General features: G+C 70.0%; 30 protein-coding genes. 5 read left to right on the forward strand and 25 right to left on the reverse strand.

Going from position 1 to position 25,477, the window contains the following annotated elements:
- Positions 1-2: 2 nt before the first annotated feature.
- From fliD to D1610_RS08450, 17 genes are all read right to left on the reverse strand, one after another.
- Positions 3-1,547, reverse strand: a complete 1,545-nt coding sequence (fliD, locus tag D1610_RS08370; RefSeq protein ID WP_245942044.1) for a flagellar filament capping protein FliD — start codon at positions 1,545-1,547, stop codon at positions 3-5.
- Between the two features lie 515 nt (positions 1,548-2,062).
- Positions 2,063-3,202 carry an EscU/YscU/HrcU family type III secretion system export apparatus switch protein gene (locus D1610_RS08375; protein ID WP_118863641.1) on the reverse strand — a complete coding sequence of 380 codons (1,140 nt, stop codon included), beginning with the start codon at positions 3,200-3,202 and terminating at the stop codon, positions 2,063-2,065.
- 4 nt (positions 3,203-3,206) lie between these two features.
- Positions 3,207-3,983 (reverse strand): flagellar biosynthetic protein FliR, encoded by a 777-nt coding sequence (gene fliR / locus D1610_RS08380; RefSeq protein WP_118863642.1) that lies wholly within the window; start codon positions 3,981-3,983, stop codon positions 3,207-3,209.
- Complete coding sequence (fliQ, locus tag D1610_RS08385) at positions 3,980-4,252, reverse strand: flagellar biosynthesis protein FliQ (protein ID WP_118863643.1); 273 nt, start codon at positions 4,250-4,252, stop codon at positions 3,980-3,982. Before fliQ ends, fliR begins: the two co-directional genes overlap by 4 nt.
- A 175-nt stretch (positions 4,253-4,427) precedes the next feature.
- Complete coding sequence (fliP, locus tag D1610_RS08390; protein ID WP_118863644.1) at positions 4,428-5,183, reverse strand: flagellar type III secretion system pore protein FliP; 756 nt, start codon at positions 5,181-5,183, stop codon at positions 4,428-4,430.
- 133 nt (positions 5,184-5,316) lie between these two features.
- Positions 5,317-5,601 carry a flagellar biosynthetic protein FliO gene (locus tag D1610_RS08395; RefSeq protein ID WP_118863645.1) on the reverse strand — a complete coding sequence of 95 codons (285 nt, stop codon included), beginning with the start codon at positions 5,599-5,601 and terminating at the stop codon, positions 5,317-5,319.
- Positions 5,598-5,912, reverse strand: coding sequence for a flagellar motor switch protein FliN (fliN, locus tag D1610_RS08400; RefSeq protein WP_118863646.1), 315 nt, complete (start codon positions 5,910-5,912; stop codon positions 5,598-5,600). The genes D1610_RS08395 and fliN overlap by 4 nt, the downstream gene beginning before the upstream one ends.
- Complete coding sequence (locus D1610_RS08405; RefSeq protein ID WP_118863647.1) at positions 5,909-6,820, reverse strand: flagellar motor switch protein FliM; 912 nt, start codon at positions 6,818-6,820, stop codon at positions 5,909-5,911. Before D1610_RS08405 ends, fliN begins: the two co-directional genes overlap by 4 nt.
- A complete protein-coding gene (locus D1610_RS08410) occupies positions 6,817-7,305 on the reverse strand; it encodes a flagellar basal body-associated FliL family protein (RefSeq protein ID WP_118863648.1) in 489 nt (162 codons plus the stop codon). The genes D1610_RS08405 and D1610_RS08410 overlap by 4 nt, the downstream gene beginning before the upstream one ends.
- An 8-nt stretch (positions 7,306-7,313) precedes the next feature.
- Positions 7,314-7,802, reverse strand: coding sequence for a flagellar hook-length control protein FliK (locus D1610_RS17050; RefSeq protein ID WP_182466751.1), 489 nt, complete (start codon positions 7,800-7,802; stop codon positions 7,314-7,316).
- Between the two features lie 578 nt (positions 7,803-8,380).
- Positions 8,381-8,806 (reverse strand): hypothetical protein, encoded by a 426-nt coding sequence (locus D1610_RS08420; protein ID WP_118863650.1) that lies wholly within the window; start codon positions 8,804-8,806, stop codon positions 8,381-8,383.
- Positions 8,803-10,128: a FliI/YscN family ATPase gene (locus D1610_RS08425; RefSeq protein WP_245942045.1), complete on the reverse strand. Its 1,326-nt coding sequence runs from the start codon at positions 10,126-10,128 to the stop codon at positions 8,803-8,805. Before D1610_RS08425 ends, D1610_RS08420 begins: the two co-directional genes overlap by 4 nt.
- The gene (locus D1610_RS08430; RefSeq protein WP_182466752.1) at positions 10,125-10,709 is read right to left on the reverse strand and encodes a FliH/SctL family protein; all 585 of its coding nucleotides are present in this window, start codon (positions 10,707-10,709) and stop codon (positions 10,125-10,127) included. Before D1610_RS08430 ends, D1610_RS08425 begins: the two co-directional genes overlap by 4 nt.
- On the reverse strand, positions 10,702-11,715 hold the full coding sequence (gene fliG / locus D1610_RS08435; protein ID WP_118863652.1) for a flagellar motor switch protein FliG: 1,014 nt from the start codon (positions 11,713-11,715) through the stop codon (positions 10,702-10,704). Before fliG ends, D1610_RS08430 begins: the two co-directional genes overlap by 8 nt.
- The gene (gene fliF, locus D1610_RS08440; protein WP_118863653.1) at positions 11,708-13,375 is read right to left on the reverse strand and encodes a flagellar basal-body MS-ring/collar protein FliF; all 1,668 of its coding nucleotides are present in this window, start codon (positions 13,373-13,375) and stop codon (positions 11,708-11,710) included. Before fliF ends, fliG begins: the two co-directional genes overlap by 8 nt.
- Position 13,376: 1 nt before the next feature.
- Complete coding sequence (gene fliE, locus D1610_RS08445) at positions 13,377-13,730, reverse strand: flagellar hook-basal body complex protein FliE (protein ID WP_118863654.1); 354 nt, start codon at positions 13,728-13,730, stop codon at positions 13,377-13,379.
- 13 nt (positions 13,731-13,743) lie between these two features.
- A complete protein-coding gene (locus D1610_RS08450; RefSeq protein ID WP_245942061.1) occupies positions 13,744-14,997 on the reverse strand; it encodes a sigma-54 interaction domain-containing protein in 1,254 nt (417 codons plus the stop codon).
- A gap of 286 nt (positions 14,998-15,283) precedes the next feature.
- Here D1610_RS08450 and D1610_RS08455 point away from each other — a divergent pair, with 286 nt between their 5' ends.
- Entirely contained in the window at positions 15,284-16,099 is an 816-nt protein-coding gene (locus D1610_RS08455) for a flagellin N-terminal helical domain-containing protein (protein ID WP_118863656.1), read from the forward strand.
- A 167-nt stretch (positions 16,100-16,266) separates the two neighbouring features.
- On the opposite strand, the gene D1610_RS08460 is transcribed toward D1610_RS08455, so the two are convergent.
- From D1610_RS08460 to D1610_RS08495, 8 genes are all read right to left on the reverse strand, one after another.
- The gene (locus D1610_RS08460; RefSeq protein WP_118863657.1) at positions 16,267-16,980 is read right to left on the reverse strand and encodes a sigma-70 family RNA polymerase sigma factor; all 714 of its coding nucleotides are present in this window, start codon (positions 16,978-16,980) and stop codon (positions 16,267-16,269) included.
- Positions 16,967-17,782: an AAA family ATPase gene (locus D1610_RS08465; protein WP_118863658.1), complete on the reverse strand. Its 816-nt coding sequence runs from the start codon at positions 17,780-17,782 to the stop codon at positions 16,967-16,969. Before D1610_RS08465 ends, D1610_RS08460 begins: the two co-directional genes overlap by 14 nt.
- The gene (gene flhA, locus D1610_RS08470; RefSeq protein WP_118863659.1) at positions 17,779-19,875 is read right to left on the reverse strand and encodes a flagellar biosynthesis protein FlhA; all 2,097 of its coding nucleotides are present in this window, start codon (positions 19,873-19,875) and stop codon (positions 17,779-17,781) included. Before flhA ends, D1610_RS08465 begins: the two co-directional genes overlap by 4 nt.
- 218 nt (positions 19,876-20,093) lie before the next feature.
- Positions 20,094-20,426 carry a hypothetical protein gene (locus D1610_RS08475; protein WP_118863660.1) on the reverse strand — a complete coding sequence of 111 codons (333 nt, stop codon included), beginning with the start codon at positions 20,424-20,426 and terminating at the stop codon, positions 20,094-20,096.
- A complete protein-coding gene (gene flgM, locus D1610_RS08480) occupies positions 20,423-20,710 on the reverse strand; it encodes a flagellar biosynthesis anti-sigma factor FlgM (RefSeq protein ID WP_182466753.1) in 288 nt (95 codons plus the stop codon). Before flgM ends, D1610_RS08475 begins: the two co-directional genes overlap by 4 nt.
- 60 nt (positions 20,711-20,770) lie before the next feature.
- Positions 20,771-21,274, reverse strand: a complete 504-nt coding sequence (gene flgA, locus D1610_RS08485) for a flagellar basal body P-ring formation chaperone FlgA (protein WP_118863662.1) — start codon at positions 21,272-21,274, stop codon at positions 20,771-20,773.
- A gap of 154 nt (positions 21,275-21,428) precedes the next feature.
- Positions 21,429-21,851: a flagellar motor protein MotB gene (locus tag D1610_RS08490; RefSeq protein WP_182466754.1), complete on the reverse strand. Its 423-nt coding sequence runs from the start codon at positions 21,849-21,851 to the stop codon at positions 21,429-21,431.
- A complete protein-coding gene (locus tag D1610_RS08495; protein WP_147414299.1) occupies positions 21,848-22,498 on the reverse strand; it encodes a MotA/TolQ/ExbB proton channel family protein in 651 nt (216 codons plus the stop codon). The genes D1610_RS08490 and D1610_RS08495 overlap by 4 nt, the downstream gene beginning before the upstream one ends.
- A 218-nt stretch (positions 22,499-22,716) precedes the next feature.
- Here D1610_RS08495 and flgB point away from each other — a divergent pair, with 218 nt between their 5' ends.
- From flgB to D1610_RS08515, 4 genes are read left to right on the forward strand one after another with little or no spacing between them, the layout of a single operon-like run.
- Positions 22,717-23,067 carry a flagellar basal body rod protein FlgB gene (flgB, locus tag D1610_RS08500; RefSeq protein ID WP_118863665.1) on the forward strand — a complete coding sequence of 117 codons (351 nt, stop codon included), beginning with the start codon at positions 22,717-22,719 and terminating at the stop codon, positions 23,065-23,067.
- A gap of 22 nt (positions 23,068-23,089) precedes the next feature.
- Entirely contained in the window at positions 23,090-23,500 is a 411-nt protein-coding gene (flgC, locus tag D1610_RS08505; RefSeq protein ID WP_118863666.1) for a flagellar basal body rod protein FlgC, read from the forward strand.
- Positions 23,497-24,144: a flagellar hook assembly protein FlgD gene (locus tag D1610_RS08510; protein WP_118863667.1), complete on the forward strand. Its 648-nt coding sequence runs from the start codon at positions 23,497-23,499 to the stop codon at positions 24,142-24,144. Before flgC ends, D1610_RS08510 begins: the two co-directional genes overlap by 4 nt.
- 24 nt (positions 24,145-24,168) lie before the next feature.
- Positions 24,169-25,470: a flagellar hook protein FlgE gene (locus D1610_RS08515; RefSeq protein ID WP_118863668.1), complete on the forward strand. Its 1,302-nt coding sequence runs from the start codon at positions 24,169-24,171 to the stop codon at positions 25,468-25,470.
- Positions 25,471-25,477 lie beyond the last annotated feature (7 nt).

Here is a 25,477-nt window from a genome sequence, read left to right on the forward strand (position 1 = left end):
CATCAATCGTCCGCGCCGGTCCAGATATCGATCTGCTGCTGCAGATAGGCCTGGGTCGCCTTCATCGCGGTGACGCGCGCCTCCATCGCGGTGAAGCTGGCCTTGATCCGCGCCTCATAGGCGTCGGCGCTCAGCTCCATCTTCTCGCGTTCGCCGGCGAGCGTCCTGGCCTCGGCGGCAAGGCGGTCGTTGGCGGTGGTGAAGCTGCCCTGCTCGGCGGTGAGCAGGTCGCGGATCGCGGCCATCGCGGCGGCAAGGCCGGTGTCGACGGTGACGGTGGCGGAAGCGACGCTGCCCAGTACCTCGAACGACAGCCCCTTCGCATCGCCGGTGACGGCCGAGAGGATCGCGCCGTCGGCGCTCGCCGCCACGCCGTCGATCCTGCCGCCGGCGGGCGAGCCGCCGGACGCGGGCACCAGGTTGCTGAGCGCATAGGTTCCCGGCTTGACCGCGCCGGAAAGGCTGGTGACGCGCACCAGCGGGCTGTCGACCGTGATCGCCGGGCTGAACATGCGCTCGACCGCCTGGGGGTTCGCGGCGATCGCGGCGTCGAGCAGCGTGGCGTCCACGGTGAGCGCGCCGTCGCGGCCGGTCTTGACGCCGATCTCGCCCAGCGACTGGGGGCCGGCCCCGGTCGACAGCCTGGCCGAAACCAGGGCGGCAAGCTTGGCGCGCATGTCGCGCAATGCGGCGCTGCCGCGCAGCGGGCCGGGCTCGCCCTCGAGACCGCTGGCGCCGGCATCGTCCAGCGCCGCCTCCAATTGGTTGTAGGCGCTGGCGAAATCATAGACCGCCTGCTTGATCGCGGTGGTCGGGCGCTCGGTCGAGAGCGTCGCCTGCCCCGTCTTCTTGAGGTCGATCGTCACCCCGGCGAAGAGATCGTCGATGCGGTTCGACGCGCGGGTGATGCCGACGCCGTCGATGGTGAGTTCGGCGTCGCCCGCCGCCTGTACCTGGGTCATCGCCGGCCCGCCGGAAAGCGAAAAGGCCCCTGCCGCGCCCGAAGGGCCGCGCAGGACGAGCTTGGACAGGCCCCCGTCGCGCAGGATGGTGGCGGTGACGCCGCTCTCGGCCGCGTTGATCGCGGCGGCGAGGCCGGACAGGCTGTCATTGGCCGCGGTGATGCCGATCGTGTGATCGACGCCGCCGATGCTCAGCGTCAGGTCGCCCTGACCGATCGGCGCGCCGGCGTCGGCGAAGCCGCCCGACACCATCGATTGCGCGGTGGCGAGGCGGACCACCTCGACCTGCCCCGAAAATCCGTCGAGCGCCGCGCCGCGCGAGGCGGTCGCGGCGAGCACCGCGCTGTCCGACACCAGCGGCTGGGTCGAAAGCGAGCCGCTGGTGGACAGCGTCTCGAGGCTGGTGGCGAAGCCGTCCAGCGCGTTTTTCAGCCCGGCGAGCGCGGAGACCTGCGCGGCGTTGGCGGCCTCGCGCCTGGCGATCGCGGCCTCGCGCGGCGCGCGCGAAGCATTGGCGAGATCGGCCACCAGCGCGGCGATGTCGATCCCCGATCCGATGCCCAGCGCGTTTGTGATCGAAACCATCGTGCCTGTCCCCTGTCCATGGGGGATAACGGCGACAGGGGGCGCGGATTAAGCGATCGGTGATGGTTGGATAATCAATTTCGCGGCCATTTGAGTGATCTCGCCGATGGCAAAATTCCTGTCGCCCCTGCCCTTCGACTGCCTGCAAGGCAGGCGCTCAGGATAAACTCAGCCTTCGGCTGAGGCAGGGGCCCATCCCGACGTGCCGCAAGCGCCCGGTATCGACGTTCGAAGAGATTGGTTCACGCGAAGGCGCGGAGGCGCGAAGAAGAATGAAGAAGATTGGTTCGCGCAGAGACGCAGAGATGCCGAAACCTGCGCGAAGCGCATGTCACCTCGCTCCGCTGCGGCAAGCGGGATCCTGCGAAAAGATGAGAGCCGCTGACGCGGCAAAACCACCTCTCTGCGCCTCCGCGTCTCTGCGCGAACCCCTTCTTCTTTCTTCGCGCCTTCGCGCCTTCGCGTGAACCATTCTTCCTTCCTCGCCTCCGTGAACCACCCCCCGAATGTCGATCCTAGACGATCGGCCGGCCATCCTCGTCGAAGCGCGCGCCCTCCGGCACATCGACGTCGGGCTGGGCGCGGCCGGCGGCGAGCGCGGCGTCGAGGTTGAACACGAAGGCAAGCACCGATGCGACCGCGACGAACAGGTCGTCGCGGACGATGTCGCCGGCGCGCGCGGTGAAATAGATCGCGCGGGCGAGCAGCGGATAGCGCAGCACCGGCACCTCGCCCTCCGCCGCAAGATCGCGGATCGCCTGCGCCAGCACCCCCCTCCCCCGCGCGACGACCACGGGCGCGGCGTCGGTGCCGGGGCGGTAGCGCAGCGCGACCGCGAAATGCGCTGGGTTGACCAGCACCACCGTCGACTCGGCGATGGCGCCGCGCGTCTGGGTGCGCGCCATCTCGTACTGCCGGCGGCGCAGCGCCGCCTTCAGCTCGGGCGAGCCTTCGGTCTGCTTGTGCTCCTCCTTGATCTCCTGCTTGGACATGCGCAGCTTGCGCGCGCGCTGCAGCCATTGCAGCGGCACGTCGGCAAGCGCGATGACCGCGAGGCCGCCCGCCATCGCCAGCACCACCTGCGCGAAGATCGCGCCGATATCGGCGATCGCCTCGCGCGGGTCGGCCTGGGCGAGGCCGAAGATCACCGGCCGGTTGGCCTCGATCACCAGATAGCCGACCGCGCCGAGCACGATCACCTTGGCCAGGCTCTTGCCCAGCTCGATCACGCCCTGCAGACCGAACATCCGCTTGACGCCCGAGATCGGATTCATCCGGTCGGCCTTGAACGCCATCGCGCCCGAGCGGAAGCCGAGCGAGCCGAGCAGCGCCGGGCCAAGGATCGCCGCGGCCATGGTCAGCGCGAGCAGTGAGCCGAGCGGCAGCAGGATCGCGACGATCAGCGTCAACGCCCGCATCCCCGGCTGGAAATCGCCGATATCGCGCGCATCGAAGCTGAGCGCATCGGCCACCATGTCGCCGAGCGCCCCCATCGCCCAGGCGCCCGCCACGGCGAACCACGCCGCCCCCGCAAGCACGACCAGCGCGCCCCCCAGGTCGCGCGACTGGAGGACGTCGCCCTTCTCGCGCGCGTCGCGCACGCGCTTCTGCGTCGGCGCTTCGGTCTTCTGGTCCTGATCGGGCTGCTCGGACATGGCTCTAGCGTAGCAAGTCGCGTGCCGCTTCGAGGCCGGCGGTGAGCGAGGCGATCAGCGCGTCGCCCATCACCGGCGTCGCGATCGCCATCAGCACCAGTCCGGCGAGCAAGGTGGCGGGCAGGCCGACCGCGAACAGGTTGAGGCTGGGGGCCGAGCGCGCGAGCATCCCCATGACGATCTGCACCAGGATCAGCGCGAAGCCAACCGGCAGCGCGATGACCAGCCCGGCGGCGAAGACGTGCCCGCCGAACAGCACCAGCCCCTCCAGCGCGTCGGCTCCCATCAGCCCGCCGCCCGGCGGCAGCGCCTTGTAGCTGTCGACGATGATGCCGGCGAGCGCGAGATGCCCGCCGATCGCGAGGAACAGGAAGGTCGCGAGCAGCGAGAGGAACTGGCTGATCGCCGAGGACGGCGCGCCCGTCGCCGGATCGACCATCCCGGCGAAGCCCAGGCCCATCGCGTTGCCGATCGTCTCCCCCGCCACCATCGCCGCGGAAAAGCCGATCTGCACCGCGAAGCCGAGCGCGAGGCCCGCGAGCAGCTCGCCCGCGACCAGGCCGATGCCGGCGATGCTGGCGAGGCCGTTTTCCGGCATCGGGATCGGCACCGCGTTGGTCGCCGCGATGCCCAGCGCGAGCGCGATGACCAGGCGAAGCTGGACGGGCACGCTGGCGTTGCCGAACACCGGCGCGGCGACGAAAGCCGCGCCGGGGCGGATCATCGCCACCAGCCACAGCCACAGCTGCGCCTCGACCCCGGCGAACCCGGCGGGTATCACCGCATCAGGTCCGGTATCCGGGCGAAGATCTCGCGCGTGAAATCGGCGAGCAGGATCAGGATCGCGCCGCCGAACAGCGCGAGCGTGACCGCGACGATCACCAGCTTGGGCACGAACGACAAGGTCTGCTCGTTGATCGAGGTCGCCGCCTGGACCATGCCGATGACGATGCCGACGATCAGCGCGGGGATCAGGATCGGCGCGCTGGCGAGCGCCAGCACCCACAAGGCCTGCTGCGCCACGCCGATGAAATAATCGGCTTCGTTCATGGGTTGGGCCTCAGCTTCCCAGCACCGCAGCGGCGGCGAGACCTTCGCAAAACACCACCGTCATGCCGGACTTGTTCCGGCATCCATCGTGCCACTATTTCAACCGTCTGTGCTTCTTGGCACGATGGACCCCGGAACAAGTCCGGGGTGACGAATTCGGAGTGGTCGTGATGCACTACCCGCCCCCGAACGAGGCGGCGAGGCTGCCCATGGTCAGCGCCCAGCCGTCGACCAGCACGAACAGCAGGAGCTTGAACGGCATCGATATGATGGTGGGCGAAAGCATCATCATGCCCAAGGCCATCAAGGTCGCCGCCACCACCAGATCGATGATCAGGAAGGGCAGGAAGATCAGAAAGCCGATCTGGAACGCAGTCTTCAGCTCGGACGTGACGAAGGCCGGCAGCAGGATGGTGAAGGGAATATCCTGCGCACGCGCGAAGGGCGACGCCTCGGCCAGGTCGGCGAACAGCTTGATGTCGCTCTCGCGCGTCTGGCGGACCATGAAGCCGTGCAGCACCTGGCCTGACCGCGACACCGCCTCCTCGATGCTGATCTGCCCCTGGCCATAGGGCGTGTAGGCGGTCGCGCTGATCTGCTCGATCGCCGGGCGCATGACGAACAGCGAAAGGAACAGCGCGAGGCCGACCAGCACCTGGTTGGGCGGGGTCTGCTGGAGGCCCAGCGCCTGGCGCAGGATCGACAGCACGATGATGATGCGGGTGAAGCTGGTCATCATCAGGACGAGCGACGGCAGCACCGTCAGCAGGCTCATCAAGAGCAGGATTTGCAACGAGAGCGACAAGGGCCGCCCGTCCGAGGCGATCGTGCTCACCGCCCGGTCGAGCGCCCCGCCCGGCGGCGTGGCGAAGGCGGGGGAGGCGAGGAGGAGAAACAGAATTGCTACGAGCGGGAGGATCAGCGCACGCATGACAATTCCCCGTCGCCCCTGCGAAGGCAGGGGCCTCTGGGTTTGTGGCACATCCGAAAGTCGCTCTTGCCGCCAGAGGCCCCTGCCTTCGCAGGGGCGACGGGAAAAATATTCAGCCTGAGCAGGACAGACCTTAGAGGACACCATCCGCCTCCACGCCCGCGCCCGCCTTGCCCTCCGCCACCAGCGTCACGCCGGCGCGGCTGACCGACAGCAGCAGCGCGCGGTCGTCGAACTCGACCAGCGCGAGGCGGCCCGCGGTGCCCAGCGGCACCGCGTCGACCACGCGCAGGCGCTTGGCGCGGGTCTGCGGCAGGAAGCCGCCGCCCATCCGCTTCCACAGATAGAGCGCGCCCCAGGCCAGCCCGGCGACGAGCGGCAGCAGGATCAAGAGGCGCAGGATGTAGGCGGTCATCATTTGCGGCGTTCCAGCCCCGCCAGCCGGTCCTCGGCGCCGACCACGTCGACCACGCGCACGCCGTAGCGGCCGTTGACCGTCACCACCTCGCCGCGCGCGACCAGCGTGCCGTTGACCATGATGTCGAGCAGCTCGTCCGCCTGGCGGTCGAGCTCGACAACGCTGCCTTCGGCGAGATCGAGCAGCTCGGCGAGCCGGAGCGAGGTGCTGCCGACCTCGACCGACAGGCGCAGCGGGATGTCCGAAAGCAGCCCGAGGCCGGTGCGCTGGCGGCTGTCCGCCATCGGCGGCGTGGTGGAGAAATCGTTCATTTGGGATCTCTTTCGACGGATGTGATCTGGATCGCGGCGAGGCCGTTCTTCTCGCCGATCGTGCCCGCGGCGACGCGCTTGTTGGCGACGAGCAGCGGGATCGCGGCGGGAATGGTGATCGGGATGACGTCGCCGGGCTTGAGCGCCATCAGTTCGGACACCGACAGCTGCGGACGGGCGAGGACGCTGCGCACCGGCAGGCGGACCTCCTGCAGCGCGGTCGCCATGCGCAGCCGCCACAATTCATCGGACGGGCCGGCGTCGTCATGGACCTTGGCGGTCAGTTGCGCCTCGACCGCGCGCATCGCGGCGAGCGAATAGACGATGGCGATGTCGGTCGGCGCGATATCGCCCGCGGCGATCGTGAAATGCTGGATCAGCACCTGTTCGTCGGCGCGGAAGGCATTGGCGAATTCCGGGTTGGTCTCGTGCCCGACGGCTGCGGGCTGCAGCGGCGCGACCTCGCTCCACGCCTCGGCGAGGCCCGCGACCATGCCGTCGTGGAGCTTCGCCAGCAGCTTCTCCTCGGCGGGGGTGAACTCCATCACCGGACGGTTCCAGGCGCGACCCGGGCCGCCATAGACGGTCTCCAGCAGCCCGCTGACGAAGCCCGGATCGATGCGGATCAGCATCCCGCCCTTCATCGGGCGCAGGCGATAGAGGCCCAGGCTGGCGAAATCGGGCAGATCGGTGCGCCAGCTGTCCCAGCGGCGCGTCTCGACCTCGCCGACCACGACCTGCGACTTGGCGTCGATCATCGGATCGATCAGCGCGCGCAATTGCCGGGCGAAGCGTTCGCCGATACGCGCCATGCCCGCGCCCCAGGCGCTCGACTGCACCTTCTCCCCGCCCAGCGTGACGCTGCGGACGTCGGGCACGTCGAAATCGAGATCGGCCGCCACGGTCACTGGATCAGGAAGCTGGTGAAATAGACGTCGTCGATCCGCGCCTCGCCCGCCTTTTCGGCAAGCACGCCGTTGATCGCCTTGGTCAGCTTGCGGCGAAGCTGGTTCTTGCCCTCGCTATAGAGCAGCGGATCGCCCTCCGCCTCGGCCAGCTCCATCAGCACCGCCGATCGGATCGGCAGCTCGTGCGTCTTGATCGCGGCCGCCGCATCCTCGCCGCCGGTGGTGGAGACGCCGATCGACAGCTGCATGATCGCGTCGCTGTCGCGCACATTGGCGGTGAAGCTGGTTTCGATCGGCACATAGGCGATAGGCTTGGGCTCCGGCTTGGCGTCCGCCGCGCTGGCATGGCTGCCGATCAGGCCCAGATAGACCCCGCCGCCGGCCGCACCGCCGGCGAGCAGCAGCGCGCTGCCAAGGATCAGCAACAGCTTCTTCTTGCCCTTCTTTTTCGGCGCAGGCGTTTCAACTTCGGTTTCGTCGCTCATTTCGGTCCTCAGGCGTAACGGGCGGAGGCGACAGTCTCGCCCCCGGATTGGATGGGATCGGTGTCGACGGCGGCGCGGATGGCGACCAGCGGCTGTTCGGCGGGGCGTTCACGGCCGCCCTGCTGCTGGTGCTGGCCGGCGAGATCGACCTGGGTCTCGGCGATGCGCAGGCCGTTCGCCCGCGCTTCAGCCTGCAGCCGATGCTCGACATGCGCGATCAGCGCGCGGGTCTGTTCGCTTTCGACCTCGAAACGGACCGAGACGCCCTCGGCGGTATGGCGCACGGTCACCTCCATCGATCCCAGCGCTTCGGGATTGAGGCGGAAGCGAGCGCGGCCGTCGTCGCCGGCGGTGCGTGCGATCTCGTCGGCCAGGCGCGCGATCCAGCGCGGATCGGCGGTGTCGATCGGCGCCTGCGGCTGCGCGTCGACTCCCGCGGCGCGCGACTGCGGTGCGACTGCGGGAGCCGGCTGAGGATCGGGTGCCGCCGGGAGCACGCCTGACAGCGCGCTTTCCACCGGCGGCGTTGAAGAAGGAGCCTCCTGCGGCGTGGGGTCCGCAGGAGGGGCCGGTTCCGCCGTGGGGAGGGGAACCGGCGAGGGGGGCAGCATCGGCGCTGCGCGCACGAGGCGCGGCGCATCGGGCTGAATGGGGAGCGACTGGATCGCCGGCACGACAGAGACCGGCGGCGCTATGGGAGCGGGAACGGGGGGGGACCCAGCAGCCGCGGACGGCGGCACGCCGGGCGTAGGCGTAGAAACAGGCGCGGGCGGAGCTGGCTGCAGCATCGCTAAGATCGACGGCGGCGCGGGCAGCGCCGTTTGATCGGATTCCGTAGGCAACGTCGCCTGGTCCGGCTGGGCGGCATCAGGTTCGGGCAGCGAGACCTGTGCGGGATGCGCGATGCTTTTCTCGATGAAAACAGGTACGGGCGCCGGCGCCTGTGCGGGGACCGGCGCGGTCATCGGCGCAGGCACGGCCTCGCCTTGTATCAGCGCGGTGAAATCGAGCGTCACCGGCGCGACCGGTGGAACCGGAAGCTGAAACGGCAGATTCGGAAGCGGTGCGACGGGCATCATTCCTCCGTCCCCGCGATACGGCGGCGCAGTGCGAGCGCGGCCATGCGGCGATCGTAGAGTTCCTCGAGCGCGGCCCGCGCGCGATCGACCAGCTGACGGGCGCTTTCCTCGCGGATGCGCGCCTCGACGCGCTCGGCCGAGCGCTCCGCGGCCTTGACCTGCGCCTCGCTCAGCGCGCGCGAGAGCTGAACGTGCGCCTCACGCAGGCGCATGGCGAGCTCACCGGTATTGGACAAGGTGACAGCGCGGGTGGCGCCGCCGGGTGCAGGCGTCATGCTCGTCGAAAGGTGGGCGATCTGGCTCGATTGCGCCTTCAGATGCGCGACCAGCCCCTCGGCCTGTGCGGCCTGCGCGGCCGCCTGGAGATGCTGGACCTGGCGGGCGCGGCTGATCCGTTCGCGGCGCTGGACGGCGACCTTCATCGGCTGAATTCCTTGATCAGGCGCTCGCGCGCCGCAGCGAGGTCGACGCGTTCCTTCTGGCCTTGGCCGACAAAGGCGAGCAGGTCCTGGCGGCGCGCGATCGCTTCGTCGATCGCCGCGTCGGCGCCGGCCTTGTACGCGCCCATCATGATGAGATCGCGATTTTCCTCGAACACCGACCAAAGCCGGCGGAAGCCGCGCGCGGCGGCGAGGTGCGCCTCATCCGCGACGTCGGCCATGACGCGGCTCAGCGAGCGGCCGATGTCGATCGCCGGATAGACGCCCTGTTCGGCCAGGCTGCGCGCGAGGACGATATGCCCGTCGACGATCGCGCGCGCGGTGTCGACGATCGGATCGTCCAAGTCGTCGCCATCGGCGAGGACGGTGTAGACCGCGGTGATCGCGCCGCCGGTGCGCACGTCGGCGCCGGCGCGCTCGACGAGGCGCGGCACCATGGCGAGCGCGGAGGGCGGATAGCCCTTCATCGTTGGGGGTTCGCCGAGGGATAGGCCGATTTCGCGTTGGGCGTGTGCAACGCGGGTCAGGCTGTCGATCAGGAGGAGCACCTTCAGGCCCTGCGCGCGGTAATATTCGGCGATGGCGGTGGCGCGCATCGCCGCGCGCAGGCGGAGCACCGGCGGATGATCGGCCGGGACGGCGACGACGATGCTCTTGTCGCGCCGCGCGCCGGCAAGCTTGGTCTCGACGAAATCGGTGACCTCGCGGCTGCGCTCGCCGACCAGGCCGATGACGGTCACATCAGCCTCGGCGCCGGCGATCATCTGGCCGAGCAACACCGACTTGCCGACGCCCGAGCCGGCGATCAGCGCGATACGCTGGCCGAGGCCTGCGGTGAGCAGCGCATTGACGGCGCGGACGCCAAGATCGAACGGCCTGGTCACGCGGGTTCTGTGCAACGGATTGCCCGGCCGCCCGGCGAGCGGCCAGCGCGCCGACGCGTTGATCGGCCCGCGCCCGTCGAGCGGATTGCCCAGCGCGTCGATCACGCGGCCGAGCAGCCCGTCGCCGACCGCGACCGAACCGCCGAACCCGTCGGGCTCGACCCGCGCGCCGTTGAGGTGCGCGCGATCGCCCTCGAAACCCATCAGCATCGCCCGGTCGCCGCGGAAACCGACCACCTCGGCGATCGTCGGCTGGCCGTGCGCGTCGATCACGCGCGCGGTCGAACCGATCGGCTGGACGAAGCCGGTCACCTCCAGCATCTGGCCGTCGAACGCGGCCAGCCGGCCCACGCGACGCGGGCCGAGCGCCGCGACATCGATCGTGTCGAGCATGGCGGAGGCTTGCGCGGCGAGGCTCATCGCGCCACCGCCAACTGGTCGAGCGCCTGGCGCAGCCGGTCCATGCCCGCCTCCGGGCCGTGCTCGATCCAGCCGGTCGCGGTCTCGCAGACCACGCTGCCGGGAATCAGCGCCGGATCGGCGACGATCTCGCAATCGAGCGCGGCGCCGGTCAGCATCACGACATCCGCCGGATGGAGCCGCAGCCGCGCCGGGCCCGCCTGCTCGGTGACGAGCCGCGCGACGGCGTCCACGCGCTCGCGCACCAGCGCCGGATCGATCTCGGTCTCGCCGACGATCTGCGCGACCAGCCGGCCGACCACCTCCGCCAGCACCGAAGCCAGCATCTCCGGCGGCTCGGAACGGCAGGCGGCGAGGTTCTCCGCCAATGCGACCAGCGCCTGGCGCTGCTCCTCGAACTCGGCCAGCGCCTGCGCGCGGCCCTCGGCAAGCCCCTCGCGATAGCCCGCCTCGCGCGGATCGAGGCGGATCGGCGCGGCCGCCACGGCCTCGCCGCCGCTCCACGGTGCGAAGCCGGCGAGCGCGCCGGAGGCGATCGCGGTGGGGGTCACACGTTCGGCGGCGGACCACAAGCTAGACATAGTCGTCGCCCTTCGCGCCGAGCATGATCTCGCCCGCATCGGCCAGGCGGCGCGCGGCGGCGAGGATGGTCTTCTGTGCGTCCTGCACGTCGGACAGGCGGGTCGGGCCGCGATCGGCCAGCTCGTCCTGGATCGACTGCGCCGCGCGCTGCGACATGCAGCCGAAGAAGCGGTCCCTGATCCGGTCGTCGGCGCCCTTCAGCGCCAGCACCAGCCGGTCCGCCTCGACCGTGCGCAGCACCGCGCCCAGGCTCTTGTCGTCGAGGTCGAGCAGGTTCTCGAACACGAACATCTCGTCCTCGATCGTCCGCGCGAGGCCCTTGTCGAGCTTCTGCAGCGTGCGGATGATGCGCTGCTCGACCGGGGTGCGCGTGTTGTTGACGATCGCCGCGGCCTCGCTTGGCCCGCCCCGGCGCGAGGTCGCGCCCCCCGCCCCGCCGGTCTGGCGAAGCAGCAGCTGTTCGAGCGATTCGACAGCCATCGCACCCACCGGGCGCAGCGTCGCGATGCGATAGACGATCTCCGCCTGCTGGCCTTCGTCGAGCAGCTCGAGCACCGAGGCGGCGGCGGCCGGATCGAGATGGGCGAGCGTCAGCGCGGCGAATTGCGGATGCTCATGCTCGACCAGCTGGGCGATCGAGCGCGCGTCCATCCATTTGAGCGCCTCCAATGATCCGAACTTCTGCGGCGGCATCACCCGCGCCAGCACCTTGTCGGCCCGCTCGGCGCCAAGCGCGCGCTCCATCATCCCGCGGATCTGCTGGTCGGCCTCGAAGCCGATGGTGGTCCGCTCGCGCGCCTGGGCGACGAACAGGTCGAGCACCGAGTTGACCGAGCCTTCGGAGACATCGGCGATCTCGTACATCGTCGCGCCGAGCTGCTTGACCTCGTCGGGCTCCAGCCGGCCGAGCACGTCGGCCGCCTCGGCCTCTTCGAGCAGCATCATCAGGATGGCGGCGGCGCGCGCGCCGCCTTCGGCGGGAATGACCGTGGCGAGATCAGGCATTGCGCGCCTCCTGCTCGCCGCCGGCCTTGAGCAGGTCGCGCACGACCAGCGCGGCGCGCGCCGGATCCTGGCGGACGAAATCGCGGATCAGATCGGCGCGCGCGGCATAGCTCGGCGCGCTCTCGATCATGTCGACGGTGATCGATCCCGCCTCGCCGCCGCGCACTTGCTGCGCGAGCGCGCCGGCCATCTGCGTGCCGATCTCCTTGCGGCGCTGGCCCGCCTCCGCCGCGCGCAGCTTCGCCGCCGCCTGGTGGCGCTTGAGCAGCGGGCGGCCGATGAAGAACACCAGCAGCAATGCGACGATCACGCCGGAGAGCGCGCGGGCAAGCGTCGTCACCCACGCCGCCTCATACCAGGGCGGCGGTGCGGCGGGGGCAAGCTCGACGAAGGGCTGGACGGTGACGGCCACGGTGTCGCCCCGCGCCGCATCGAAGCCGACCGCGCCCTTCACGAGGCGTTCGATCTCGGCGAGCCGCCTGGGCGTCATGGTGCGGCCGGCGGTGCCTTCCTTCAGCGCGACGGCGACGGTCAGGCGCTTGACCGTGCCGGTCGCGCCCTGGGTGACGGACACCTCGCGGCCGAGCGCGAAGGTGCGGTTATAGGTCTCCGAGCTACGATTGGGGGTCGTACCCGGAGTCGGCTCCGCAGCGTCGGGAGAGGTGGGGCTCTCCGACAGCTGCGAAGCCGGTGGGGGCTGGTTGGCGAGCGCGCCGGGGATGCCCCCGGCCTCCGCCGAATTGGGTTCGCTCACGGTCTCGCCGCGCTCCTGGGCGACGACGCGCTGATCCGCGGGGTAATTCTCGCGCGTCGCGCTGACCTGCGCGAAATCGAGATCGGCGTTGACCTCCGCGGTGAAGTTGCCGGCGCCGACGATCGGCGTCAGCAGCGCGTCGATGCTGCCGGCATAGCGCGCCTCGACGCGCTCCTGCACTTCGAGCTGACGGTCGGAAGCGGCGGCGATCGGATCGCCATCCCCCCCGCGCGACAGCAGACGGCCATTCTGATCGACGATCGAGACCTCGGCCGGATCGAGTCCGGGCACCGAGGAGGAGACGAGATGGGCGATCGCGCCGACCTGCGCTTCCCGCAGCCGCCGACCGCCCTCGAGCCGCAGCATCACCGATGCCGCGGGCGACGAACGGTCGCGGACGAACACGCTGGGGGTTTCGAAAGCGAGGTGGACGCGCGCCGTCTTGACCGCGTCGATCGCCTCGATCGTACGGGCGAGATCCTGCTCGCGCGCGGCGCGCAGGCGCTGGTCCTCCACCGCCCGGCTGGCGCCCATCGGCATCGCATCGATCACCGCCGCGCCGTCGGGCGCGCTCTTCGGAAGCCCCTGCTGGGCGAGGATCATCCGCGCGCGATGATAGTCGTCTCCGGCCACCGTCACCGCGCCGGTGTCGCGATCGACCTGGTTGGCGATGCCAGCAGAGGCCAGAGCGTCGACCACCGCCGCCTTCTCCGCATCGTCCATGCCGGTCGACAACGCGCGCTGCGGCGGCGCGGAGATGACCGACCAGGCGAGCGCGGCGGCCCCGGCGACGCCGAGCAGGCCGAGCATCGGCAAGGCGCGCGTGACGGCCGGCTGGGTCGCCAGGCCACGGACCTTGTCCATGGTGAGGCGCGATTGGGCGGGGATGGTGACGAGTTCGCTCATGTCAGACCGGCATGCTCATGATGTCGCGATAGGCGGTGAGGAGTTTGTTGCGGACCTGCAGCGTCGCCTGGAAGCCGAGGCTCGATTGCTCGCGCGCCAGCATCACGGCGGCGATGTCGGTGGTCTCGCCGCGCTCATAGGCGGCGGTCGCCTCGGACGACGCGGCCTGCAGGCTGTTGACCTGGGTCAGCGCGTCGCGCAGCGCCGAGGTGAAACCGGTCTGCTCGACCGGAGCCGCCGCGCCGGGCGCGGCCGGCGGCATGACCGGCGCGGTCGCGACGCGCTGCAGCGCCGCGTTCTGCTGCAATATCTGGTTGCGCATCTGGAGGATGCTGCTGGCGTCGATGCCGCTCATCTATCTCTCTCCTTCAGGCCGCGCGCAGCTCGGCGAGGCGGTAGCGCAGCGTGCGCTCGCTGATGCCAAGGCGCGCTGCGGCGCGGGCGCGGTGCCCGCCGGTCGCTTCCAGCGCGGCGCGGATCACCTCGTGCGCGGACGTACGCTGCACCTCGAACAGCGGCGTGATCGCGCCATCGGTGGTGGCGAGCGCGGGCGCAGTCTTGATCGGCGCGGAAGCGGCTGCGGGTACGAAACCGAGATCATCGACTTCGATGCGATCGCCTTCGCGCAGCAACAGTGCGCGCTGCAAGACGTTGTCGAGTTCGCGGGCGTTGCCCGGCCAGTCGTGCGCCATCAGCGCGGCGAGCGCATCGGCCGTGGGCCAGGCGAAGGGCTGGCCGTTCGCGGTGTGGCGCAGCAGCATCGAGGCGGCGATGGCACGCACATCCTGTCGGCGCTCGGCGAGCGGTTCGAGTTCGAGCGCGACGACGTTCAAGCGCCAATAGAGATCGGCGCGGAAGCGGCCGGCGGCGACTTCGGCGGCGAGATCGCGGTTGCATGCCGCGACAATGCGGACATCGACCGGCACCGCCTGGGTCGCACCGACCGGCAGAACCTCGCGCTCCTGCAACGCACGGAGCAGCTTGGCCTGGAGCGGCAGCGGCAGCTCGGCGATCTCGTCGAGCATCAGCGTGCCGCCCTCGGCCGCCCGGAACAGACCGTCGGCCGCGGTGCCGGCGCCGGTGAAGCTGCCTTTCACATGGCCGAACAGCATGGCCTCGAGCATCGTGTCGGGCAGCGCGGCGCAATTGATCGCGACGAACGGCCCTTCGGCGCGCGCGCTCCTCGCGTGGATCATGCGGCTCAGCCCTTCCTTGCCCGTGCCCGTATCGCCCAGCACGAGGACGGTGGCGTCGCTGGCGGCGACGCGCGCCGCCAGCGCGTAGAGGCGCTGCGTGGCCGGTTCGCCCAGCGCTGGCTCGCCGGCGGAGCGGACGAGTTCGGCGATCAGCGCATGGCCGAACGCCATGTCGCGGAAGCCGAACGCGATATGATCGGGCTGGCCGTTCGCCGAGCGGGTGAAGACGGGCTCACCATCGGTGGTGCCGACGATCAGGTCGCGCACCGTGGCGATCGCCATCTCGCTTTCATGGAGGACGCGGCGGGGTCCGCGCGGATTGACGCCGACGGCGTGGACGCCGTGCGCCACGCCTGCGCCGGCGAGCCATGCCGAAAGCGTGGGCATCGCGTCCGCCGCTGTAGCACTGACGATAATCGCCATGATGAAACTTGCCCCCACTTTTCCCCACGGGCCGAAGCCGGCCCTGCCTCCGTAAAAGCAAGCAGCGTGCCAAATTTTTGAGGTGCTGGAACCGCCGTGAAATCGCGGCCCTTACGCGCGCGCGATTCCAGGGAGCGTCGGAAAGCCGTCATGCCCCGTCGGAAGATCGTCGCGACAAATTTCCGCCGCGCCGCATTTAATTCCGGCGCGGCCCGGCCGTTACAGCTTTCGTGACCGCCGTTTGAATGGGTTCGGGGGTCAGGGAAACGAAGCGGGAAAGGGAATTCAAATGACTGTCATCAACACCAATGTCAGCGCGATCCGGGCGGGCAACAGCTCGCGTCTGGCGAACGCCAGCCTGCAGCAGGCGATGGAGCGCCTGTCGAGCGGCAAGCGCATCAACAGCGCCAAGGACGACGCCGCCGGTCTTTCGGTCGCGACGCGCATGACCTCCGATATCCGCGGCCTCAACGCCGCTTCGCGCAACGCCAATGACGGCATCTCGATGGTGCAGACGGCCGAAGGCGGCATGTCGCAGGTCACCACCATGCTGCAGCGCATGAAGGAGCTCGCGGTTCAGGCCGGCAACGGCACGCTCAGCGACGCCGACAAGGACAATCTGCAGGCCGAGTTCTCCGAGTTGGTCACCCAGATCGACGAGGTCGCCGGCCGCACCACCTTCAACGGCGTGGCGCTGCTCGACGGCACCAATGCGACGGTGACGCTGCAAACCGGCACGACCTCGACGCAGACGATGGACGTTACGCTGTCCGACGTCACAGGGACGACGCTCGGCGTCGACACGCTCGACATCGGCTCGACCGGCGACGCCGGCGCGGCGATGGACGCGATCGACACCGCGCTCGACACGATCACCACGGCGCGCGCCGGCCTGGGTGCGGTGCAGAACCGCCTCGAGGCGAGCGTCGCCAACATCACCAACCGCGTGACCAACCTCGAGGAATCGCGCTCGCGCATCGAGGACACGGACTTCGCCGCGGAATCGACCGCGCTGGCCCGCTCGCAGATCCTGAGCCAGGCATCGACCGCGATGCTCGCCCAGGCGAACCAGAGCCAGCAGAATGTGATGTCCCTGCTCCGCTAAGACCCTCCTCGGTCTTTCAGGCGAAGCAAACGCGATCCCGGCGAGAGGTCCCCAAATCCACGCGCCGGGATCGGTCCCCCGAACCCCTCGGAAGCCCCCGCTTCCGGGGGGTTCGATTTTGTGCGTGAGCGGTGGTGGAGGCAAGCTGGCGGCCGCCGGCGCCGCAACTATGCGGTCAGCAGCGCCCGCACCTTGTCGAGCGCGGCCTTCTTGATCTGGCAGACGCGCGCGGCGGTGACGCCGAGCACCTGGCGAATTTCCTCCAGGTTCAGTTCCTCGACGAAATAGAGCTGGAGGACCATCGCCTCGCGTTCGGGCAGGGAGCGGATCGCCGCGGCGACCGCGGCCTTCATCTGCGCCTTGTCGATCGCCTCCTCGGCATCGTCCTCGTCGCTCGCGAACCACATGGCGTGGTCCGAATAGATCTCGTCGATCGATTCGTGCGTCGTGGAGATCGCCGAATCGACGAAGGCGCGGTAGCCGGCGGCGTCGAGCCCCAGCGCGGCGGCCATCTCGGCGTCCCCCGCCTGGCGGCCCAGCCCCTGCTCCAGCTTCGCGCGCGTCGCGGCGAGCTGGCGGCGCCTGGCGAGCGCGGAGCGGCACAGGCCGGCGCTGGCGCGCAGCCGGTCGATCATCGCGCCCCGCACGCGCATCTGCGCATAGGTGGCGAAGGCGTGGCCGCGATCCTCGTAACCGTTCGCCGCCTCGATCAGCGCGACCATGCCGATCTGGACCAGATCCTCGATCTCGATCGCGGAGGCGACGCGGGCGTGGACGTGCCAGGCGATGCGGCGGACCAGCGGCATGTGCGCGCGGACCAGCGCGTCGGCCGATTGACGCGCGGGATTGCGGCCATAGGTCACCATCTCAGCCGAGTGCATGATGGCCCTCCAGCGCGAGAAAGCGGTCGCCGCCGGCGAATGGCTTGAACAGCCCGCCCGCAACCGCGCCCGCGACCCGGCGATAGCCCAGCGACGCCGGGCAGTCGGGGAACAGCTGGACGCACGGCCGGCGCGCCATCACCGAATCCCGCACATGCGAATCCACCGGCAACGCGCCGAGATAGCTCGGCTGCACCGGCAGGAAGCGCGCCGCGAGGGAGGCGAAGCGCTGGAACAGGGCGGCCCCGGCGGCCTCGTCCTCGACCTGCGCGGCGACGATGCCCAGCGCGGCGATGCCCGGACCGTGCGCGAGCAGGCGGAGGAGACCATAGGCGTTCATGAACGCGGTGGGCTCCTCGCCGACCAGCAGGATCACGCCGTCGCTGTCGCCGATCGAGGCGATCACCTCGGGCGATGCGCCGGTCGTCGTGTCGACGATGATGTCGTCGTAGCGGTCTGCGAGCGGCCGCATCGACTGGGCGAGGCGGCGCAGCAGCAATTCGCGCGAGCGCGGGATCTCGCCGGCGGGACCTCCGGGAACGAGATCGAGGCCCGCGGGCCCGGCGAGCGTCATCGCCGAGAGCGGCGTCGTCCCCGCCGCAAGGCCATCGAGATCGACCGCGGCGTTGATCCCGAGCAGCGTCGCCGCATCGGCGAGGCCGAAATCGAGATCGACCAGCAGCGCCTTGCGTCCGGCGAGCGCCAGCGTCACGCCCAGATTGGCGGCGAGCGTGGAGCGGCCGAGGCCGCCCTTGCCGCTCGCCACCGCGATCACGCGCGCGCGCCGGGCATGACCGTTCATGCCGCCGCGCTCGTCAATTGCGGCTGGCCCTGCGGCTGGCCCGAGACGACCGCGACCACCTCGACCGCCTTGCTGTCAGGAATTTCGGTGAAGGCCAGCACCGGCACGCCCTGCAGGTGCGCGCGCAGCAGCCGCGACAGCGGGCGGCGGACCTGGGGCGAGGTGACCAGCGCGAAGCTCCGCGCCTCGGCCTGCAGCGGCAGCGCGGCTTCGCGCACCGCCTCGACCACGCGGTTGGCCAGGCTCGGCTCGAACGGGTGCATCGCGGCAGGACCTGTTCGAACCGCCTGCGCAAGGAGACCTTCGAGTTCGCCGTCGAACGTTATGACCGGAAGCGGCATGCGCAGGGGGACGATCGACTGGACTATGATCGCGCCGATGCGTTGGCGGACCTCACGTTCGAGAGCGGTGTGGTCCTGAGAGACGCGCGCGGATTCGGCCATGGCCTCGGCGATGCGGCGGAAATCCTTGAGGCTGACGCCCTCGGCGAGGAGTTCGCGGCAGATCGCCGCGATGTCGGCGAGCGCCAACGGCTGCGGCGTAAGCCCGGCGACGAGCTGCGGCGCGCTGTCCTTCAGCGCCTCGACCAGCTTGTCGGCGTCGTCGAGCCCGAACAGCTCGGCGGCGTTGGCGGTGATCAGCTGGTTGAGGTGCGTGGCGATGACGGTCGCCGGATCGACCACGGTATAGCCGGCGACGATCGCGTCGTTCCTGAGCTCGGGCGCGATCCACACCGCCTCCAGCCCGAAGCTGGGATCGCGCGTCTGGATGCCCTGCAAGGGCCCGTCGACATCGCCGCTGTCGAGCGCGAGCAGCAGATCGGGCTGCACCTCGTCCTCGCCCAGCACCACGCCGCCGACGATGATGCGATAGGCGCGCGGCGCCAGCGACAGATTGTCGCGCACGCGCACCAGCGGCACCACGAAGCCCAGTTCGCGCGACAGCTGGCGGCGGATGCCGGTGATCCGCGCCATCAAGGGGGCGTTCTTGCGCTCGTCGACCAGCCCGATCAGCCCGTAGCCCAGCTCGAGCCCCAGCGGCGCGGCGTCGCTGACGTCGCTCCATTCGATGGTCGAGGGGAGCGCGCCGGCGAGCGGCTCGTCGGCGGCGGCCTCCTCGGCCTCGGCGGGCGCGTCCTTCATCTTCCACGCCATGAAACCGCAGATCACCGCGGCGGGCAGGATGACGAGGTGCGGCATGCCCGGCAGCACGCCCAGGAGCCCCATGATCGCCGCCACCGGCGCCCAGGCGCGGCGCGAGGCGAACTGGCTGACGATCTGGCCGGACAGGTCCATCGGCGAGGAGACGCGGGTGACGATCGCAGCAGCAGCGATCGAAAGCAGCAGCGCCGGCACCTGCGCCACCAGCGCGTCGCCGATCGCCAGCACGACATAGGTCCTGGCAGCGTCGCCCGCCGACAGGCCGTGGCTGAACATCCCCAGCACCATGCCGCCGACGATGTTGATGACGAGGATCAGCACGCCAGCGACGGCATCGCCCTTCACGAACTTGGACGCGCCGTCCATCGAGCCGTAGAAGCCGGCCTCGGTCGAGACCTCCTGGCGGCGCTCGCGCGCCTGGTCGGGCGTCAACAGGCCGGCGTTCAAGTCGGCGTCGATCGCCATCTGCTTGCCTGGCAGCGCGTCCAGGGTGAAGCGCGCCGAAACCTCGGAAACGCGGCCCGCACCCTTGGTGATGACGACCAGATTGATGATCATCAGGATCATGAAGACGAAGATGCCGACGGCGTAGTCGCCGCCGATCAGGAAGCTGCCGAACGCCTCGATGACATGCCCCGCGGCACCCGGTCCGTTGTGCCCGTCGACCAGCACGACGCGGGTCGAGGCGACGTTCAATGCCAGCCGGATCAGCGTCGCGAACAGGAGGACGGTGGGGAAGGACGAGAAATCGAGCGGCTTGGCGGCATTGAGCGCCACCATCAGCACCGCGAGCGCGATGACGATGTTGAAGATGAAGCCGATATCGAGCAGCAGCGCAGGGATCGGCACCACCATCAGCGCGACCAGCGCGAGCGTGGCGAAAGGCAGGATGGCCATGCGGCCGCCGGCCAGCAGGCTGCGCAGCGCGGTCATCGCGCCACCCCATTCGCATGCGGCCCCACCCGCGTCGGAAATTCGACACCCACGGTCATCACGGGGGTAATCAGCAAGTGTCGTGCCAGATGCGGGCAAGTCGGCGATGCCTGCCCGTCGCCCCTGCGAAGGCAGGGGCCTCTGGCGGCAAACGTTACGGATGTGCCACAAACCCGGAGGCCCCTACCTCCGCAGGGGCGACGGGCTTGATGGGGCGCTCAGCCGCCCGAAACGAGGCGCATGCGGCCGTTTCGGGCGTACACCGGTCCGGCGAGTCCGGCGCGGGATTGCGCGGCGATCGCCAGGCGTTCGCGGTCGAAATCGGCGAGCACGGCGATGCGCGCGCGCAGGCCCTCCACCCGTGCGAGCGCCGCGGCGAAGCGATCGGCATGTTCGGCGACGATCGCGCCCGAGGCGGTGCGCAAGGGCGCGAGGCTGGCGCCGAGCAGCTCGCTCGCCACCGCGATCGCCTGCGGATCGGGACGATCGAGCGCGCGTTCGAGCGCCTCGATGGCGGGCTCGAGCGAATCCAGCACGTCGGTCAGGTTCACCGGCCACCTTCCGGAAAGTCATTCTCGACCATGCGATCGGCGATGGCATCGGCATCGATCCGGTAGCTGCCGCCGGCGATCGCCGCCCTGAGCGCAGCGACGCGATCGGCGGCGACGGGCGGGCCGTCGGCGACCATCTGCTTGACCTGCAGCGACGGCGCGGCGGCGGCGCTGTCGGCCGTGCGCGCCGGATTGGCGCGATCGACGGCCTTCGCCTCGCCCGCCACGCGCATCGCCTCACTCGCCGGCCGGCCGACATTCGCCGGCCCGATACCCTTGATCATGCTGCGGCCCTTCCTGACCTCTAACCTGTCCATCGCATGCCATAACGGCAGGCGTAAGGATTAATTAAGCCCCGAAATGCGCACCTCGCCCTGGGCGACCACTTCGGCGTAGATCGGCGGCTTTCGCTGGTCGATACGGACGCGGATCCGCTCGCCCGGCGCGCCGTTCTCCTGCGCGACGCCGGCCTGCGACACGGTGAAGCCACGTCCGGCGGCGACCACCGAGACGGCGTCGCCACGCAGCACGACAGGCGCCGCCACCGCCTGGGCCGCGCCTACCGCGTCGCCGCGCGTCAGCGGCACGCGGATGCGCCAGCCGTTCGCCGGGCAGCGGATCGCGACCGCATTGAGGTGCGGCGCATCGAATTCGGGCCGCGCCGGGCAGGCGGCGAGCTTCAGCCGCCGGTCGATCCCCGCGGCGGGGCCGCCCGGTTCGCCGATACCGGCGCCGAGCTGCGCGATCAGATCGCCCTCCAGCCGGTCGAGATTCTCGAATCCCTGCGCGGCGAGCGGCGCGGCGCCGCCCAGCAGCGCGAGCGCGAGCGCGCGTCGGATAATCGTCATTCGGACACTCCTTTGGGGGAGGCCAAGCAACAAGCGGGCCAAGCTGGTGGCGGGTGGCGGGGCCCCTCTCAACTGCGCCTAGCGAGCGAGCTCGCAAGGCTTCGTATCTCTCCCCTGAAGGGGAGAGATACGGAGGGTTGCGCGCGTGAGCGCGCTAGCCGGAGTTGAGAGGGGGCCGCACGATCAGCACCTCGTTCGCCGGGGCCGAGGACGACAGCTCGACCTCCGCCTTGCCCGGCAGCGCGCGGGCGATGGCGGCGGCGCGGGCGGCGGCGAGGTCCCACCGATCGTAGCGGCCCTGGGTCTGCTGATTGACCGCGACGCGCACGAGGGCATCGCCCTTGATCGCGCGGATGCGAGCGAGGCCAGTGGACGTCAGCATCGCCTCCCCATCGGCGAACAGCGTTGCCGCGTCGGTGCGCAGAGCTTTCACCGGAACGCCCGTCACCGCCGCCGACACGCTCGCCATCTGCGCCCCGCGCGCAGTCTTGCTCGCGTCGAGCAGGACGAAGAAGCCGAGCAGCAGCATGAGGAGATCGGCGAGGCTGATCGCCCAGCGCTGGCCGGCGCCGATCACGACACCGCCCGGATGCGGGGCGCCGGCGGATGGCGCAGCTCGCGTTCGGCGAGCGCGATCAGGTGATCGAAGGCGCGGCGCTGCCAGGCGAGCTCGTCCAGGCTCAGCCGTTCGAGCCGGCGCGCGATGGGGAGCGCGACGAGATGCGCGAAGGCGACGCCGTAAAGCGTGGTGACGAGCGCGAGCGCCATGCCGCCGCCCATCGCCTCCGGCGCGGCCATATTGGCGAACATCGCGATCAGGCCGACGACGGTGCCGGCGAGCCCCATCGCCGGCGCGGCGTCGGCGGCGGCCGCCCAGAACTCGTAACCGCCGCGATGGCGGCGCGCGCGATCGGCCAGCGTTTCCTCTGCATAGACGCGGTAGGCTTCGGGATCGGTGCAGTCGGCCAAGGCCCGCGCCGCGGCGGCGAGCACCGGATGGCGCGTATGGACGCGATCGGTGACCGCCAGCGTCTGCATGTGCGCGACGCGCTCAATCGCGCGGACCATCGGCATGGCGCGCGCGGCGTCGGCGTGCGGATCGGCGCTGAGCAGCGGCCCGAAGGCGCGGACGGCGCGGCCGATATCGCCGCGCGACGCCCGCGCCGCGGCCACCGCAAGGCTGGCGCCGACGACCAGCAACAGCGCCTGGAGGTCGACCAGCATCAACGGTTCCGCCCCCACTTCGCCCCCTTTGCCGCCCTACCGGCAAGATATTGCCGCCACCGGCAAGGATTTGCCGGATCGGACAGATGATCGCGGAATCACGGGGTCCATCGCCTGCCGGAGGCCGATTGGCACGCCGGTTGCAGAGCAGCCCCTGGGTCCGCTTTGTCGTGCATCAGAACGGCCAGGCGGCGGAATGTTTAAGTGGGGGAGCTTCGATGGGGGCGGATTCGATCTTCGGCGTGCACGGCGCGGCGCTGCAGTTGCGCAGCCAGCGGCTGACCATGCTCGCCTCCAACATCGCGAACGCGGCGACGCCCAACTACAAGGCGCGCGATTTCGACTTTGCCGAGGCGCTCAGGATGGCGACCGGCGGGACGGACACCGAAAACGCGATCGGCAGCACCCTCGGCTATCGCATCCCGAACGAGGCGAGCCTCGACGGCAACACCGTCGAGCTCGCCGCCGAGCAGACCATCTTCGCCGAGAACGCGGTGCGCTACCGCACCACCCTGTCCTTCATCGAAGGCCGCATCGGCACACTGATGCAGGCGCTGAAGGGGGAATGAGAATGGGCAAGGGAGAATGCGCATGAGCGGCGACCGCCAGATGTCGGTGTTCGACATCGCCGGACGCGCGATGTCCGCGCAGATGGTGCGGCTGAACACCACCGCCTCCAACCTGGCCAATGCCGATTCGGTCGCGTCGAGCAAGGCCGAGGCGTTCCGCGCGATCAAGCCGGTGTTCGAAAGCGTGAGCGGCGGCGAGGGCGTCGCCACCGTGCGCGTCAGCCGCGTCGTGCAGAGCGAGGTCGAGCCGACCAGGCGCCACGACCCCAACCACCCGATGGCGGATGCCGACGGCAATGTCTGGGAGGCGGGCGTCGACAGCGCCGCCGAGCTGGTCGAGATGCTGGAGACGGCGCGCCAGTACCAGAACATCGTCCAGGTGCTGCAGACCGCCAAGACCTTGACCCTCGACACGATCAGGATGGGCAAATGACCGCAGTTTCCGGAACCGGCAGCCTCGCGCTGCCGCAGCAGGCCACCACCAACAGCAATGCGACGATGGACCAGTCCTCGTTCCTCAAGCTCTTGACCACGCAGATGACGACGCAGGACCCGTTCAAGCCGGTCGACAACACGCAGATGGTCGCGCAGATGGCGCAATTCTCGAGCGTGGCGGGCATCGCCGAGATGAATGCGAGCCTGAAGGCGATCGCCGGGCAGCTCGCCGGCGGGCGGATCACCGACCTTTCGGGCTGGATCGGCCGCGACGCGCTGGTCGAAAGCGACACCGTGCCGCAGCGGCGCGACGGCAGCTATGCGGGCGAGATCGCCTTGCCCGAGGCGGCGAGCGCGGTCTCGGTCAGCCTGGTCGATGCGAACGGGCAGGTCGTCCACACTGAGGATTTCGGCGCGCAGGAGGCGGGCACCTTCCCCTTCGCCTACGCGAACGAGGGCGGCGCGACCGCGGGACCGCTCAAGATCGTCGTCAACGCGATCGGCGCCAAGGGGCAGATCGACGCGGTGCCGGGCGCCTGGGTGCCGGTGACCGCGGTCCATTCCCCGGCGAGCGGCGCGGACATGCGCCTCGTCACCCCCATCGGGCTCGTCGCCCCGGACCAGGCCGTGCGCCTCGGCTGATCCCGTTTTCCAAGGAGTTTCCCAATGTCCTTCTACACCTCGCTTTCCGGCCTCAAGGGCGCGCAGGCCGATCTTTCGGTGATCTCCAACAACGTCGCCAATGTCGGCACGATCGGCTTCAAGAAGAGCCGCACCGAGTTCGGCGACATCATCTCCGCCTCGCCGCTGCAATCGGGCAGCGTCGCCGGCCAGGGCGCGCGGCTGAAGGGCATCGTCCAGCAGTTCGGCCAGGGCGGCTTCCAGGCCTCCGAGCGCGCGCTCGATCTCGCGATCAGCGGCCAGGGCTTTTTCGTCACCCGCAACGACCTGACCGGCGGCGCGGTGAGCTTCACCCGCGCGGGCTCGTTCGGTGTGGACCAGAACCGCTACGTCACCGACGGGCGCGGCGCCTATCTGCAGGTGCTGCCGGTCGATTCGCAGGGGATCGTCACGGCGACCGGGCTTGCGGCGACGCGCAACCTGCAGGTGCCGCTGACCTCGGGCACCGCCAAGGCGACGGGCAACGTCTCGCTCGCGACGACGCTGCCGACCTCGGCCGATCTGCCGGCCGCACGCGCGGTCTATCAGAACGGCACGCCCTACGCCTTCGACCGGCTCGACCCGAACAGCTACAACTATTCGACCGCGACCAGCGTGTTCGACGTCTCGGGCAACGAGATTCCGGCGACGGTCTATTACACGCGCACCAAGCTGCCCGATGCGGCCGACCCGACCACCACCTGGGAGGCGCGGCTGTTCGTCGGCGGGCAGGAGGTCTCGTCCAACCCGGCGCAGGCCGCGCCGGCCGCGCCGCTGACGCTCACCTTCGATGCGACCGGCGCGATGACGAGCCCTGTCGGCGGCGTGCAATACGCCACCAGCCAGGCGAGCTCGGGCGCGGCGCCGCTCGCGCTCACCATCGATTACAGCGGCACCGCGCAGGCCGCGGCGCCCTTCACGCTCAAGGCCTTCGAGCAGGACGGCTACGCCGCCGGCCAGCTCGACAATGTCTCGGTCAGCAATGACGGCATCGTCTCGGCGACCTTCTCCAACGGCGACACCATTCCGCTCGGCAAGCTCGCGCTCGCCAATTTCGCCAATCCGGGCGGGCTGCGCCAGCTCGGCGACGCCGCCTGGTCGCTGACCGGCCGTTCGGGCGAGGCGATCGTCGGCGAGGCGGCCAAGGGCGGCTTCGGCGTGATCCAGTCGGGCGCGCTCGAGCAGGCCAATGTCGACATCACCGAGGAGCTCGTCGCGCTGATCTCCGCGCAGCGCAACTTCCAGGCCAACGCCAAGGCGATCGAGACCGCCAACGCGCTGACCCAGACCATCGTCAACCTCGGCTGATCGGACC

It is taken from the genome of Sphingomonas gilva (assembly GCF_003515075.1).
GTDB classification, from domain to species: Bacteria; Pseudomonadota; Alphaproteobacteria; order Sphingomonadales; family Sphingomonadaceae; genus Sphingomonas; species Sphingomonas gilva.

Coding starts and splice junctions, on each gene's coding strand:
- fliQ (WP_118863643.1), bottom strand. CDS start 4,252: ATGAACGAAGCCGATTATTTCATCGGCGTGGCGCAGCAGGCCTTGTGG.
- flgC (WP_118863666.1), top strand. CDS start 23,090: ATGAGCGGCGACCGCCAGATGTCGGTGTTCGACATCGCCGGACGCGCG.
- flgB (WP_118863665.1), top strand. CDS start 22,717: ATGGGGGCGGATTCGATCTTCGGCGTGCACGGCGCGGCGCTGCAGTTG.
- D1610_RS08430 (WP_182466752.1), bottom strand. CDS start 10,709: ATGTCTAGCTTGTGGTCCGCCGCCGAACGTGTGACCCCCACCGCGATC.
- D1610_RS08510 (WP_118863667.1), top strand. CDS start 23,497: ATGACCGCAGTTTCCGGAACCGGCAGCCTCGCGCTGCCGCAGCAGGCC.
- flgM (WP_182466753.1), bottom strand. CDS start 20,710: ATGATCAAGGGTATCGGGCCGGCGAATGTCGGCCGGCCGGCGAGTGAG.
- fliF (WP_118863653.1), bottom strand. CDS start 13,375: ATGAGCGAACTCGTCACCATCCCCGCCCAATCGCGCCTCACCATGGAC.
- D1610_RS08460 (WP_118863657.1), bottom strand. CDS start 16,980: ATGCACTCGGCTGAGATGGTGACCTATGGCCGCAATCCCGCGCGTCAA.
- D1610_RS08465 (WP_118863658.1), bottom strand. CDS start 17,782: ATGAACGGTCATGCCCGGCGCGCGCGCGTGATCGCGGTGGCGAGCGGC.
- D1610_RS08455 (WP_118863656.1), top strand. CDS start 15,284: ATGACTGTCATCAACACCAATGTCAGCGCGATCCGGGCGGGCAACAGC.
- D1610_RS08515 (WP_118863668.1), top strand. CDS start 24,169: ATGTCCTTCTACACCTCGCTTTCCGGCCTCAAGGGCGCGCAGGCCGAT.
- D1610_RS08420 (WP_118863650.1), bottom strand. CDS start 8,806: ATGAAGGTCGCCGTCCAGCGCCGCGAACGGATCAGCCGCGCCCGCCAG.
- fliP (WP_118863644.1), bottom strand. CDS start 5,183: ATGCGTGCGCTGATCCTCCCGCTCGTAGCAATTCTGTTTCTCCTCCTC.
- fliN (WP_118863646.1), bottom strand. CDS start 5,912: ATGAACGATTTCTCCACCACGCCGCCGATGGCGGACAGCCGCCAGCGC.
- fliE (WP_118863654.1), bottom strand. CDS start 13,730: ATGAGCGGCATCGACGCCAGCAGCATCCTCCAGATGCGCAACCAGATA.
- D1610_RS08495 (WP_147414299.1), bottom strand. CDS start 22,498: ATGCTGGTCGACCTCCAGGCGCTGTTGCTGGTCGTCGGCGCCAGCCTT.
- D1610_RS08410 (WP_118863648.1), bottom strand. CDS start 7,305: ATGAGCGACGAAACCGAAGTTGAAACGCCTGCGCCGAAAAAGAAGGGC.
- D1610_RS08395 (WP_118863645.1), bottom strand. CDS start 5,601: ATGATGACCGCCTACATCCTGCGCCTCTTGATCCTGCTGCCGCTCGTC.
- flgA (WP_118863662.1), bottom strand. CDS start 21,274: ATGACGATTATCCGACGCGCGCTCGCGCTCGCGCTGCTGGGCGGCGCC.
- fliG (WP_118863652.1), bottom strand. CDS start 11,715: ATGCCTGATCTCGCCACGGTCATTCCCGCCGAAGGCGGCGCGCGCGCC.
- flhA (WP_118863659.1), bottom strand. CDS start 19,875: ATGACCGCGCTGCGCAGCCTGCTGGCCGGCGGCCGCATGGCCATCCTG.
- D1610_RS08375 (WP_118863641.1), bottom strand. CDS start 3,202: ATGTCCGAGCAGCCCGATCAGGACCAGAAGACCGAAGCGCCGACGCAG.
- fliD (WP_245942044.1), bottom strand. CDS start 1,547: ATGGTTTCGATCACAAACGCGCTGGGCATCGGATCGGGGATCGACATC.
- D1610_RS08425 (WP_245942045.1), bottom strand. CDS start 10,128: ATGAGCCTCGCCGCGCAAGCCTCCGCCATGCTCGACACGATCGATGTC.